The 13275-nt window shown below is 69.6% G+C and carries 11 protein-coding genes; 7 read left to right on the top strand and 4 right to left on the bottom strand.

The window, feature by feature from the left end; genetic code table 11:
- The first annotated feature begins 123 nt into the window (after positions 1-123).
- The 4 genes from gshA to OIK44_RS09025 all read left to right on the top strand — a co-directional run bounded on the left by gshA (position 124) and on the right by OIK44_RS09025 (position 3943).
- Positions 124-1707, top strand: coding sequence for a glutamate--cysteine ligase (gene gshA, locus OIK44_RS09010; RefSeq protein WP_273670405.1), 1584 nt, complete (start codon positions 124-126; stop codon positions 1705-1707).
- 16 nt (positions 1708-1723) lie between these two features.
- Entirely contained in the window at positions 1724-2767 is a 1044-nt protein-coding gene (locus OIK44_RS09015; protein WP_273670406.1) for a histone deacetylase family protein, read from the top strand.
- 199 nt (positions 2768-2966) lie between these two features.
- Complete coding sequence (locus OIK44_RS09020; protein WP_273670407.1) at positions 2967-3392, top strand: organic hydroperoxide resistance protein; 426 nt, start codon at positions 2967-2969, stop codon at positions 3390-3392.
- Between the two features lie 98 nt (positions 3393-3490).
- The gene (locus OIK44_RS09025; protein ID WP_273670408.1) at positions 3491-3943 is read left to right on the top strand and encodes a GNAT family N-acetyltransferase; all 453 of its coding nucleotides are present in this window, start codon (positions 3491-3493) and stop codon (positions 3941-3943) included.
- Between the two features lie 20 nt (positions 3944-3963).
- Here OIK44_RS09025 and OIK44_RS09030 read toward each other — a convergent pair whose 3' ends face one another.
- Both OIK44_RS09030 and OIK44_RS09035 read right to left on the bottom strand, forming a co-directional pair.
- Positions 3964-5199: a sensor histidine kinase gene (locus tag OIK44_RS09030; protein WP_273670409.1), complete on the bottom strand. Its 1236-nt coding sequence runs from the start codon at positions 5197-5199 to the stop codon at positions 3964-3966.
- Positions 5189-6547 (bottom strand): sigma-54-dependent transcriptional regulator, encoded by a 1359-nt coding sequence (locus OIK44_RS09035; protein ID WP_273670410.1) that lies wholly within the window; start codon positions 6545-6547, stop codon positions 5189-5191. Before OIK44_RS09035 ends, OIK44_RS09030 begins: the two co-directional genes overlap by 11 nt.
- A gap of 276 nt (positions 6548-6823) precedes the next feature.
- On the opposite strand from OIK44_RS09035, the gene OIK44_RS09040 reads away from it, so the two are divergent.
- From OIK44_RS09040 to OIK44_RS09050, 3 genes are all read left to right on the top strand, one after another.
- Positions 6824-7537 (top strand): SIMPL domain-containing protein, encoded by a 714-nt coding sequence (locus tag OIK44_RS09040; RefSeq protein WP_273670411.1) that lies wholly within the window; start codon positions 6824-6826, stop codon positions 7535-7537.
- Positions 7538-7546: 9 nt separating this feature from the next.
- Complete coding sequence (locus tag OIK44_RS09045) at positions 7547-9949, top strand: ABC transporter permease (RefSeq protein ID WP_273670412.1); 2403 nt, start codon at positions 7547-7549, stop codon at positions 9947-9949.
- Between the two features lie 71 nt (positions 9950-10020).
- A complete protein-coding gene (locus tag OIK44_RS09050; RefSeq protein WP_273670413.1) occupies positions 10021-10701 on the top strand; it encodes a Dph6-related ATP pyrophosphatase in 681 nt (226 codons plus the stop codon).
- Here the strand turns inward: OIK44_RS09050 and OIK44_RS09055 are convergent.
- Entirely contained in the window at positions 10698-11147 is a 450-nt protein-coding gene (locus OIK44_RS09055; RefSeq protein ID WP_273670414.1) for an FKBP-type peptidyl-prolyl cis-trans isomerase, read from the bottom strand. The two genes, OIK44_RS09050 and OIK44_RS09055, sit on opposite strands and share 4 nt — an antisense overlap.
- Positions 11148-11306: 159 nt before the next feature.
- The gene (locus OIK44_RS09060) at positions 11307-13184 is read right to left on the bottom strand and encodes a potassium transporter Kup (RefSeq protein ID WP_273670830.1); all 1878 of its coding nucleotides are present in this window, start codon (positions 13182-13184) and stop codon (positions 11307-11309) included.
- Positions 13185-13275: the final 91 nt, after the last annotated feature.

Below are 13275 nucleotides of genomic sequence, written 5' to 3' on the forward strand. Positions count from 1 at the left end.
CGTGGCCATGGAGCAGGGCCGGCCCGGCGCGCGGCGCTTTTGGGCGGGCGACGACGCAGTTGCCGGTTTTCGGTTACTCTCAGCACGAATAAAATATTTGCTGCACAAGAAAGGAAGATCAAATTGTCCAATCTATTGACACGCCGCCTGGCCTTGCTGGCCGACGATGCCCACCGCGGCCTGCTGGCCGGCGGCTTGCGCGGCATCGAAAGGGAAACCCTGCGCGTCGATTCCGCCGGCCACCTGGCCGCGACCGCGCACCCGGCGGCGCTGGGTTCGGCCCTGACCCACCCGCAGATCACCACCGACTACGCCGAGGCCCTGCTCGAATTCATCACCCCGGCCGAGCACGACATCGGCCTCACGCTCGACAAGCTCGACGGCATCCACCGCTACGCCTATTCCCGCCTCGGCGACGAGCTGCTGTGGAGCCAGTCCATGCCCAGCCAGTTGCCCGGCGAGCAAGAGATCCAGATCGCCTGGTACGGCAAGTCCAACCTCGGCATGCTCAAGCACGTCTACCGGCGCGGCCTGGCGCTGCGCTACGGCAAGGCCATGCAGTGCATCGCCGGCATCCACTACAACTACTCGCTCGACGAGCGCCTGTGGCGCGTGCTGGCCGCCGACAGCGGCGCGAAGGCGGCGCCGCTGGCCTACCAGTCGGCCAGCTACCTGGCGACGATACGCAATTTCCGCCGCTACAGCTGGCTGCTGATGTACCTGTTCGGCGCCTCGCCGGCGCTGTCGAGCGGCTTCCTGCGCGGCGCGCCGCACCAGTTGCAGACGCTGTCGGACGACACGCTGTACCTGCCCCACGCGACCAGCCTGCGCATGAGCGACCTCGGTTACCAGAACGACGCCCAGTCCGGCCTGCGCCCCCACGAGAACAGCCTCGACGACTATGTGGCGGCGCTGACCAAGGCCGTCAACCAGGCTTACCCGCCGTATGCGGAGCTGGGCACGAAACGCGACGGCGAGTGGATACAGCTGAGCAGCAACGTGCTGCAGATCGAGAACGAATACTATTCGACGATACGGCCGAAGCGCGTGATCCGCACCGGCGAGCGGCCGATCCAGGCGCTGTGCCTGCGCGGCGTGCAGTACATCGAAGTGCGCTGCCTGGACGTCGACCCCTTCGAGCCGGTCGGCATCAGCGTCGCGACCGGGCGCTTCCTCGACGCCTTCCTGCTGTTCTGCGCCCTCGACGAGAGCGCCGCCATCTCCGAGCAGCAGAGCGCCATGTACACGGAAAACTTCGCCCGCACCGTCAAGGAAGGCCGCCGCCCCGGCCTGACGCTGCGCCGCGACGACGGCGACATCGGCCTGCGGGACTGGGGCCGCGAACTGCTCGAACGCATCGCCCCGGTGGCGGCCCTGCTCGACGCCCAGCGCGGCGACACGGTCCACGCCGACGCGCTGGCGGCGCAGGCGGCCAAGCTGGCCGACGCCGACGCGACGCCGTCGGCCAAGGTGCTGGCCGAGCTGCGCGGCAACGGCGGCTCCTTCGCCGACTTCGGCCTGCGCCAGAGCCTGCGCCACGCCGCCTACTTCCGCGCCCACCCGCCGACGCCGGCCGAGCAAGCCTACTTCGGCGAACTGGCCGCCGCCTCGCTGGCCGAACAGGACGCCATCGAGCGCACGCCGGCCGGCAGCTTCGACGACTATGTCGCGGCCTACCGCGCCAGCACGCTGTGCCCGCACTGCTGAAACCCCGAGGCGCGCCGTGCTGACCTTCTACAACGAAGCCCACGGCCAGCACAGCGGCCGCTTCGAGATCTTTCGCGGCGCCATCGTGCCCTGCTTCGAGAAGCCGGAGCGGGCCGACCTGGTCGTCGCCGAGCTGGCGCGGCGCAACCTCGGGCGCATCGTCACGCCGCACGGCGTGCCGCTGACCTCGCTGGAACGCATCCACACGCCGCGCTATCTGCACTTCCTGCGCCACGCCTGGGCCGACTGGCTGGCGCTGGACCCGGCCAACGCCGACAAGGACGCCTTCCCGTCCGTGTGGCCGGTGCGCACGCTGCGCGACGACATCGAGCCGGAGAATTTCTGCGCCAGGCTGGGCCTGTACTCGATGGACAACGGCACGCCGCTGACGGCCGGCACCTGGATCGCCGCGAAAACGGGCGCCGACTGCGCCGTCAACGCGGCCCACGCGCTGCGCCTGGGCGAGCGCGCCGCGTTCGCGCTGACGCGCCCGCCCGGCCACCACGCCGGCGCCGACTTCTACGGCGGCTACTGCTTCCTCAACAACGCCGCGCTGGCGGCCCAGCACCTGCTCGACGACGGCGCGCGCCGCGTCGCCATCCTCGACCTCGACTACCACCACGGCAACGGCACCCAGAGCATCTTCTACCAGCGCAGCGACGTGCAATTCATCTCCATCCACGCCGACCCGCGCAACGAATACCCGTTCTACCTCGGCCACGCCGACGAAACGGGGGCCGGCCCCGGCCTCGGCTACAACATGAATCTGCCGCTGCCGGCCGGCACCGCGGCGCCGGCCTGGTTCGCCGCGCTGGAGACGGCCTGCATCCGCCTCGGCAGCTACGCGCCCGAGGCCCTCGTCGTCTCGCTCGGCGTCGACACCTTCGCCGGCGACCCGCTGTCGCACTTCGCGCTGCACAGCGCCGACTTCCTGCGCATCGGCGAGCGCCTGGCCTGGCTCGGCCTGCCCACCGTCTTCGTCTTCGAGGGCGGCTACGCCATCAAGGAAATCGGCGTCAACGTCGTCAACGTGCTGGAAGGCTTCGAAACGGCCGAATAAGGCGCGGGCCAGGAAATATAAAAATCGCTTGCAATTAAATAGTGCACGATTTATAGTTTGCTCATGGGCGCCACGGACAGCAGCGGCAACGCAGATTTCCGCGCACCCTGGCTTCACGTTTTAAGTAGCTTGCTATTTGATAGTTAGCTATCTATTTGACCCACGCTTGCAAACAACCACTAACTGATAGGAAAACACCATGTCGATCGAACAAGTACTGTACCGTGCCCACGCCACCGCCACCGGTGGCCGCGAAGGTGCCGCCACCTCCTCCGACGGCGCGCTGAACGTCAAGCTGACAACGCCGAAAGAACTGGGCGGCAATGGCGCGGCCGGCACCAATCCCGAGCAACTGTTTGCCGCCGGCTATTCGGCCTGTTTCATCGGCGCGATGAAATTCGTCGCCGGCCGCGACAAGATCGCCCTGCCCGCCGACCTGTCCATCGAAGGCGTGGTCGGCATCGGCCAGATCCCCAACGGCTTCGGCATCGAAGTCGAGCTGAAAATCGCGCTGCCGGGCATGGAACGCGCCGCCGCCGAAGCGCTGGTCGCCGCCGCGCACATCGTCTGCCCCTACTCGAACGCCACGCGCGGTAACATCGACGTCACGCTGACGCTGGTATAAGTATTTCGCGGCAAGACCACGGCGGGGCCGGCATCGTTGACGCGACGCCGGCCCCGCTTTGCCGCATTAGAATGGCGGCTGGATTCCATGGAGGGCACATGACGGATTGGCAATGGCTGACATTTGAGGAATTAAGCAAGACGGAGCTGTACCGGCTGCTGGCGCTGCGCCAGGAAGTGTTTGTGCTGGAGCAGCGATGCCTGTACCAGGACCTGGACGGCCGCGACCTGGACGCCTGGCATTTGCTGGGCTGGCAAACAGTGGACGGCAAGCGCAGCCTGGCCGCCAGCCTGCGCTGCCTCGCGCCGGGCGCGAAGTACCCGGAAATGTCGCTGGGCCGGGTGCTGACGGCGCCGGCCGCGCGCGGCACCGGCGTCGGCAGGCAATTGCTGGCACAGGGCATCGCCCGCGCCGAGCGGCAATTCCCCGGCCACGCGATCCGCATCGACGCCCAGCGCTATCTGGAGCGCTTCTATCAAAGTTTCGGTTTCGTCAGCGTCGGCGCGCCCTACGACGAGGATGGCATCGAGCACATCGACATGCTGCGCTAAAGGGCTGGCGGCACGCGGCCTCAGAACGTCACGACGAAGCGCGCCCCGGCCGTCACCGATCTGGCATGGCGCACCGTGCCGCCGTTGCCGTGCACCAGTTGGCGCACCATCGCCAGGCCGATGCCGCGGCCCTGCTTCTTGGTCGAAAAGAACGGCGTGAAGATATGCGCCGCCATCGCCTCCGGCACGCCCGGGCCGTTGTCGACGATGTCGATGCGCAGCCGCCCGCCCCGGCTCAGGCGCGCACTGACGACGGCTTGCGGCGCCGCGACGCCGGCCGTCGCCTCGGCGGCGTTTTTCAGCAGGTTGATCAGGGCCTGCTCCAACTGCCCCGGGTCGACCAGCACTTCCAGCGAGGCCGGCTCGACCGAAAACGCGGCGCGCCCGCCGCGCGCCCGCCAGGCCGGCCCCAGCAAGGCGTCCAGGCGGCCGAACAGCTCGTCGAGCCGGACCCGCTCGGCCTGCGGCTGCGGCAGGTTCGACAGGCTGCGGTAACTGGCGACGAAATCGACCAGGCTGCCGGCGCGCCGGCTGATCGCGTCGAGCGCCGTGCCCAGGTCCTCGCCCACGTCGGCCGGCAAATCGCCGTGCAATTCATCGAGCAAATCGTAGGCGGTGCGCGACAGCGACGCCACCGGCGTCAGCGAATTCATGATTTCATGGGTCAGCACGTGCACCAGCTGGCGCCAGGCGTTCAACGCCTCCGCCTCCAGCTCGCTTTCGACCGGCATCAGCGCGGCCAGGCGCTGCGCCGCGCCCTGCAGCGTCAGCGCCGTCACGGCCACCAGCGCGCGCTCGGCGCCGCGCTCGGTGTCGAAGGTGATCAGGCTGCGCCGATCGATCGGCTGGGCGTTCAGCAAGGCATACAGTTGCGGCGAGGCGCAGGCGCGGCCCGGCGCGAGCAGGCGGCGGGCATTGGCGTTGAGCGGCGTCACGGCGCCCGGCCCGCTCAGCTGCTCGATGCGGAACAGCGCGATCGGCGCGTGTTCCAGGCGCGCCTCCAGCGCCAGCGAGGCGGCCATCAAATCCTGGCGGTCGAACGGCAGGCCGATGCCCAGTTCGGGCACGCCTTGCGGCCGGCGCGGCGCCAGGCGGGCCAGCCCGCGCCACAGCACGGCGCCGCACAGCAGCGCCGCCAGCACGCACAGCACCAGCAGGCGCGGCGACGCGGCGGCGGCGTGGGCGCCGGCCGCCGCCGCCATCATGCCGGCGGCGCCGGCCCAGACGGCCAGCTTCAGGCGCCGCTCAGATGCCATGCTTGCCCAGTTTGCGGTACAGCGCGGCGCGGCTCACGCCCAGCATCTTCGCCGTGTGGCTGATGTTGCCCTTGGCCTGGGCCAGCGCCGCCGCGATGGCGTCGCGTTCGAGGGCGCCCAGGCTGAAGTCCTCGCCGGCCTCGGCCGCCCTGGCCGGCGCCGGCGCCGCGCCGGCCGCCGGCGCGGCGCCGGCCAGGCCGAAGTCGTCGACGCCATAGTCGGCGTCGCGGCCGAGGATGACGGCGCGTTCGCAGGCGTGGCGCAGCGCCCGCACATTGCCCGGCCAGGCGTGCCGCTGCAGCCGCGCCAGCGCCGCCGCGCCCAGCGCGCGCGCCGGGCGCTGATACTGGCGCTCATACGCATCGAGGTAGTGGCGCAGCAGGCCGGCGATGTCGTCGCGCCGCTCGCGCAGCGGCGGCACGCGGATGACGATGGTGTTCAGGCGGAACAGCAGGTCGGGGCGGAACACGGCCGCGTCGAACAGGCGCACCTCGTCGAGGTTGGTGGCGCTGACGATGCGCACGTCGATCGCCTCGGGCCGGTCGGCGCCGATCGGCGTCACTTCGCGCCGCTCCAGCGCCGTCAGCAGCTTGGCCTGGGCCGCCAGCGGCATGTTGCCGATCTCGTCGAGGAACAGCGAGCCGCCGCGCGCGGCCTGGAAACGGCCGGCGCGGTCAGCCCTGGCGTCGGTGAACGAGCCTTTGCGGTGGCCGAACAATTCGCTTTCAAAGGTCGATTCCGGCAGCGCCCCCATGTCGACGGCGAGGAAGGTGCCGGCGGCGCGGCGCGAAGCGAGGTGCAGCGCGCGCGCCACCAACTCCTTGCCGACACCGTTTTCGCCGAGGATCATCACATTCGCCTCGGTCGGGCCGACGCTGGCGATCATCGTCTTGAGTTCGCGCATGGCCGCCGACTCGCCCATCAGCGCCGCCGTCGCGCCGTCCGCCGGCTGGCGCGCGGCGCGCCGCGCCAGCGCCTGGTCGACGGCCGCCACCAGACGCGCATTGTCCCAGGGCTTGGTGATGAAGTCGCCGGCGCCGCGCTTGAGCGCCTCGACGGCCAGCGGCACGTCGGCGTAGGCCGTCAGCGCAATGACGGCCGGCGGGCGCGCCTGCGCCCGCAGCAGGTCGAGCACGGCCAGGCCCTCGGCGCCGTCGATGCGGCCCGGCGTGAAGTTCAGGTCGAGCAGCACGACGTCGGGCACGCCGGCCGCCAGCAGCGCCGCCAGGCCGGCCGGCTCGTGCAGCGTGGCGACCCGGCCGTAGCGCCGCCGCAGCAGCAGTTGCGCGGCGCAGGCGACGTCGCTGTCGTCGTCGAGTATCAGGATGTGGGCTGCGGAATCGGCCATGGGGACAGTGGTGAATGAGCAAGATTGCAAGGCATTCTAACAGCCGCGCCGCCGCCCGGGGGCGGCCGGCCGGCGGCCTTTTTTGCGGCGCCGGCGCCGCTGTCCGCTTCCGGACAGTGGCCGCTGTCCGGCTACGGACACTCGCCCGCGCCGGCCCGGGCCGGCCCCGCCGGAACCCTGGCACGGCCATTGCTAACTAAGCCATGTTAGTCTTTGTGCACACTCGAAAAATGTGTGCCCCCGGGCGCGCCTGTCCACCTTTTTATAGGAAACACGATGTTAAGACCCGCCGCCCTGAGCTTTGCGCTGCTGTGCTGCCACGCCGCCGCATGCGCCTCGCCGCTGCCCGACTATCCCTTCGTCAGCGCCAGCGGCAAGGCCGAGCAGTGGCTGGCGCCGGACATCGGCGAGTTGCAGTTCGACGTGGTGGCCCAGCGCCGCGACGGCGCCCTGGCGCTGGCCGAGGTCGAGGAGGCGAGCGCCGCGCTGGCGGCGCAGTTCGCCGCGGCCGGCGTCGACGCGGCCGACATCGACGCCTTCGAGCTGGGCAAGAAATCCGTCGCCGTCGTCGCCCAGGCCGGCGAGGAGCTGGCCTTCAGCACGGCCATCTCGCGCCACTTCACGGTGCGGGTGCGCGACCTGCGGGCCTGGCCCGACTACATCGCCGCGCTGCTGGCGCACAAGGCCGTCGACAATCTCGGCGTCGCCTTCGACCGCGTCGACCGCGCGCAGGTCGAGCAGCGCCTGCTGCTGGAGGCGGCGCAGAATGCGCGCCGCACGGCGGCCGACCTGGCGCAGGCCTTCGGCCGCAAGCCGGGCGCGGCGGTGGCCATTTCCAGGACGCCGCCCGACAAGCTGGGCGGGGCCTTCGGCTTCGCCGGCGCCGCCGCGGAAACGGCCGCCGCGCGGACGCCCGCCGCGCGCGGCAACGCCGTGCCGGCCGCGATCCAGTTCGGCCAAACGGTGCACGCCGTCTTCCGCCTCAAGTAGGCGGCAACGGTGAAGCTGCGCGACTTGCGCATCGGCTGGCGCGTGCTGGTGCGGGAGCCGGCCTATTCGGCGGTGGTGGTGTGCGGCCTGGCGCTCGGCTTCGCCGCCTGCTTCCTGCTGCTCGGCCTGGTGCGCTACAGCATGGATTACGACAGCCATGTGCCGGACGCCGCGCGGGTGTTTGTCGTCAAGCAGCGCATCAACGTCTTCCCCCGCCCGGAATGGCAGACCCTGGCCGGCCTGGGCCTACGCGACGCCGCCCTGCACAGCGGCATGCCGCTGCAGGCCAGCATCGTCAAGGAACTGGAAACGCCGCTGCAACTGGGCGGGCGCCTGCACAAGGTCGACCTGTACGCCGTCGACCCGGCCTTCCAGCACATCTTCGGCATCGCGCCGCTGCAGGGCGACCTGGCGGCGGCGCTGACGCGGCCGGACGGCCTGGCCCTGACGGCGCGCACCGCGCTCAGGCTGTTCGGCCGGCAGCCGGCGCTGGGCCAGCTGGTGCGCGTGGGCGAGGCGCCGCTGCGCGTGCAGGCCATCCTGCCCGATCCGCCGGCCAATACCACGCGTCCCTACGAGGCGCTGACCGGCAGCGGCAGCGCCGCCTGGCCGGAGCCGCAGCGCAGCGCCAGCTTCGCCAAGCGGGGCCGCGCCGAAATCTATGTGCGCGCCGGCGCCGGCGTGTCGGCGGCGGCGCTGACCCGGGCGCTGCAGGACGCCACCGACCGCTCGCCGCAGGAAGCCATGGTGCGCGACAGCGCGATGGGCAAATCGCTGGCCGGCAGGCGCGTCACCGACATCGCCCTGCAGTCCCTGCCGCAGGTCTACTTCGACGCCGACCTTGCCGCCAGCCGCGCCGGCAAGCGCTACGGCGACAAGGGCCAGGTCTTCGGCCTGGCCGGGGTCGCGCTGCTGATCCTGCTGCTGGCGGCCACCAACTACGTCAACCTGGCCACCGTGCGCACCCTGCGGCGGCAGCGCGAAATCGGCGTGCGCAAGCTGCTCGGCGCCGGCGCCGCCCGCCTGGCGCGGCAATTCCTCGCCGAGTCGGCCCTGGTGGCGCTGCTGGCCACGCTGGCCGGACTGGTGCTGGCCTGGCTGGCGCTGCCCCTGTTCGCCGAGCTGCTCGGGCGCACGCTGGAGGGCTTTTTCACGCCGGCCCGCTGCGCCGCCGCACTCGCCTTCTGCTTGGCCACCGGCCTGCTGGCCGGCGCCTATCCGGCCTGGAGCGCCACCCGCGTGCGCCTGGGCCAGGCGCTGGCCGGGCGCGGCGGCGAAGCGGCCGGCGGCCTGTACTTGCGCCGCGTGCTCACCGTGCTGCAGTTCGCCGCGGCGATGGCGCTGAGCGGCAGCACGCTGGCGATCGCCTGGCAAGCCGACTATGCCAGCCACGCCCACCCGGGCTTCGACCCGGACGGCCTGCTGGTGCTGGACCTGCCGCCCAAGGCCGAGCCGGCCGGCGCGCTGGCCTTCGCCGAGGCGCTGGCGCGCCTTCCCGGCGTGCGCGGCGTGGCCGGCAGCCCGGAGGCGGTCGGGCGTGACGGCAAAAGCATCGTCGCCGGCCTGCGCCGGCCCGACGGCGACACCATGCGCATCGAGATGAAACCGGTCAGCCCGGCGTTTTTCGAGGTGTACCGCGTGGCGCCGCTCGCCGGGCGCCTGTTCGACCCGGCGCTGGACCGCGCCGACAGCGCCGTTGCCGTCGTCAACACGGCGGCGGCGCTGGCGCTGGGGTATCCGGACGCGCAAGCCGCCGTCGGCCAGATCCTGCCGGCCGAAGGGACGGCGCCGGCCCGCAGCATCGTCGGCGTCGCTCCGGACCTGCGCTACCGCACGCTGCGCGAGGCGGTGCAGCCGATGCTCTACCTGCCGCAGGCCAGCCCGCAGGTACTGACGGTGCGCAGCGCCGAGGCGCCGGCGCAGGCGCGGCAGCGCATCGAAGTCCTGTGGCGGCGCTACTTCCCCAACGACATGCCGGATATCGGCACGGCGCGCGCCATCTTCGCCGCCAACTACGCGGAAGACCAGCGCCTGGCCGCCATGCTCGGCGTCGCCAGCCTGATCGCCGTCGCGCTGGCCGCTTTCGGCATCTATGTGCTGTCGGCCTACAGCGTGCAGCGGCGCCGCCGCGAAATCGTCCTGCGCAAGCTGCACGGCGCCGGCCGCGGCGCCATCGGCCGCCTGCTGGGGCGCGAATTCGCCGGCCTGATCGGCATCGGCGCGGCCTTGGGCCTGCCCCTCGCCGCGCTCGCCAACGAGCGCTACCTGGCCGGCTTCGTCGAACGCGCGCCTATCGGCCTGTGGCCGCTGCCGGCCGCGCTGGCGCTGGCCGCGCTGGTGGCCGCGCTGGCGACGGCGCGCCACACCGTCGCCGCGCTGCGCCTGGCGCCGCTGCTGGCGCTGCGCGACTGAGGCAAGGCGGAAATATTGGGCAAGCGCGCCGGCATCGCCGATAATCGGGCTTTCGACGGCGCTGGATAACGATGACAAAGCAAACGGCCCTGATGTCCTGGAGCGGCGGCAAGGACTCCTGTTTGGCCCTGTGGCGCGCCCGCCAGGCGGGGCTGGCGGTGCCGCTGCTGATCACGGCGATGGACGAAAGCGGAACGCGCGCCCGTTCCCACGGGGTGCCGCCGGCCCTGCTGCAGGCGCAGGCGGCCAGCCTGGGCGCGCGGCTGCAGTGCTACCACGCCAGTTGGGCCGAGTACGAGGAAAAATTCATTGCCATGTTGCGCGCGGCGGCGGCCGAGGGCTACAGCCACGCGATATTCGGCGACATTGATCTGGCGCCGCATCGCGCCTGGGAGGAGAAGGTGTGCGCCGCCGCCGGCCTGACGGCCTTGCTGCCGCTATGGGGCGAAGCGCGCCGGCGCCTGGTTGACGAATTCATCGCCGCCGGCTTCAAGGCCGTCGTCGTGTGCGTCGACGGCCGCCACCTGCCGGCCGAGTTCTGCGGCCGCGAATTCGACGCCGCCTTCCTGGCCGACCTGCCGCCCGGCGTCGACGCCTGCGGCGAAAACGGCGAGTTCCACACCTTCGTCTACGACGGGCCGGCGTTCAGCGCGCCGGTGGCGCTGCGCCGCACCGACGTGCTGCGCTACGCGGCGCCAGCGCAACTGGGCGGCGCCACTTACTACTTCCAGCAGCTGGTGCCGCTGGATTAATTCGTCACGGTCAACAGCTCGACCTCGAACACCAGGCCGGCATTCGGCGGAATCGAACCATTGCCTCTCGCGCCATAGCCGTCCGCCGCAGTCAAGACCAGGGTGCGCTTGCCGCCCACCTTCATGCCGACGACGCCCTTGTCCCAACCCGGGATGACCTCGCCGGCGCCCAGCTTGAAGCCGAAGGACTTGTCGCCGCTGCTGTCGAACTGGCTGCCTTTGAAATTAGCCGCCTTGGAGCTGTACAGCCAGCCCGTGTATTTCACCGTAACTTTGTTGTTGGTCGCCGCGACGGCGCCGCCGCCGACCAGGGTGTCGACCTGGCTGGAGGTAGCCGGTTGCTCGGCCGGTGCCGGCGTGGGCGTGGAACTACCGCCGCCACCGCCGCAGGCGCTCAGCGCGGCAACGCAAACCAGGGATGCAATAATGTGAAGCGTGGATTTCATGAGTCTCCCAATAACTTAGTCAATGGCCAGGCGCACCAATACGCCGACACAACACTAGTGTATCAGTGGAAACTTTGACAAAATGTAAGCATAAGTAAGCGCCGTGCAGGAATACAACACCGGCCGCGCGCCCGGGCGGGCGGCGGCCGGCGGCGCGCCTTAGATTTCGACCTGGGTGCCCAGCTCGATCACCCGGTTGCTCGGGATCTGGTAGTAGTCGGCGGCGCCGCGGGCGTTGCGCGACATGGCCACGAACAGGTGCTCGCGCCACGGCGCCATGCCCTGGCCCGGCGTCGAAATGACGGTCTGGCGGGCGATGAAGAAGGACGTCTCCATCATCTCGAACTGCAGGCCGTGCGCCTCGCACAGCGCCATCACGCGGGGAATGTCGGGCTCGTCCTTGAAGCCGTAGTGCACATTGATCTGGTAGCACTGGTGGCCAAGGTCGAGCACGCGCACCTGCCCGGACGGCGGCACCCACGGCTCCTCCAGCATGAACACCGTCAGGAAGACCACGCGCTCGTGCAGCACCTTGTTGTGCGACAGATTGTGCAGCAAGGCGTGCGGCACGCCGTCGCTTTCGCCGCGCAGGAAGATCGCCGTGCCCGGCACCCGCGTGGGCGGCGCGATGAACAACGAGGCCAGGAAATCGTCGAGCGGAATGGCGTGCTTCTCCAGGTTCTGGAACACCAGCTGGCGGCCGCGCTTCCAGGTCAGCATGACGATGAACAGCACCGAGCCCAGCAGCAGCGGGAACCAGCCGCCATGGAACAGCTTGAGCGCGCTGGCCGAGAAGAACATCAGGTCGATGGCGATGAAGAAGGTGGTCGCGGCCCAGCACAGCGCCAGGTTCATCTTCCAGCGGTAGCGGATGACGAAGAAGGTCAGCACCGTGGTCGACAGCATCGTCGCCGTCACGGCGATGCCGTAGGCGGCCGCCAGATTTTCCGAGGAACCGAAGCCGATCACAGCCAGCAGCACGACGATCAACTGCAGCCAGTTAATGGCCGGGATATAAATCTGCCCGATCTCGCTCTCGGAGGTGTGCAGCACGCGCATGCGCGGCAGGAAACCCAGCGCGATGGCCTGCTTGGTCATCGAGAAGGTGCCGGAAATGGTCGCCTGCGAGGCGATCACCGTGGCCATCGTCGACAGGATCACCAGCGGATAGACGCTCCAGGCGCCCAATTGCTGGTAAAAGGGATTCGAAATGGCCTCGGGATGGGCTAGCAGCAACCCGCCCTGCCCCAGATAATTCAGCGCCAGCGCCGGGAAGGCGATCAGGAACCAGGCCATGCGGATCGGCTTCTTGCCGAAATGGCCCATGTCGGCGTACAGCGCCTCGGCGCCGGTGAAGGCCAGCACCACGGCGCCCAGCGCGACGAAGGCGATCAGGCGGTTCTCGTTGAGGAAGCTGAGGGCGTACCAGGGATTGAGCGCGGCCAGGATCTGCGGCTGGTCGACGATATTGACGATGCCCATGCCGGCCAGCGTGCCGAACCACAGCACCATGATGGGCGCGAACCAGCGGCCGATGCCGGCGGTGCCGTGCGACTGCACCGCATACAGCGCCACCAGCACCAAGATCGTCAGCGGCACGACATACGGCTTCATGGCCGGCGTGGCCACTTCCAGGCCCTCGATCGCCGACAGCACGGAAATGGCCGGCGTAATCACACTATCGCCGTAAAACAAGGTGGCGCCGAACACGCCGGTCAACATCAGCGGGAAATGCCAGCGCGACAGCTTGCTGACGGAAGACAGCGCCAGCGCCATCAGCGCCATGATGCCGCCCTCGCCGCGGTTATCCGCGCGCAACACCAGCGTGACATACTTCAGCGAAATAATGACCGTCAACCCCCAGAAAATCAGCGACACGATGCCCAGCAGATTATTCGGGTTCAACACCAGACCATGCTCAGGGGCAAAAACGGTCTTCAAAGTGTACAGGGGGCTGGTGCCGATATCGCCGTAGACGATACCGACGGCGGCCAGCGTCAGGGCGACGAGGCTGCTTTTTTTCTGTTGCGTCAAGATTGCACCCGGGTTTGTTTTGTTGCATTGCACAATAAAAGATGCATTCGCAAATAGCAAGAATATTTTGGCATGGAGTAAACAGCGGGAAATG

It is taken from the genome of Janthinobacterium fluminis, assembly GCF_028595325.1.
In the GTDB taxonomy this organism is placed as follows: Bacteria; Pseudomonadota; Gammaproteobacteria; order Burkholderiales; family Burkholderiaceae_D; genus Janthinobacterium; species Janthinobacterium fluminis.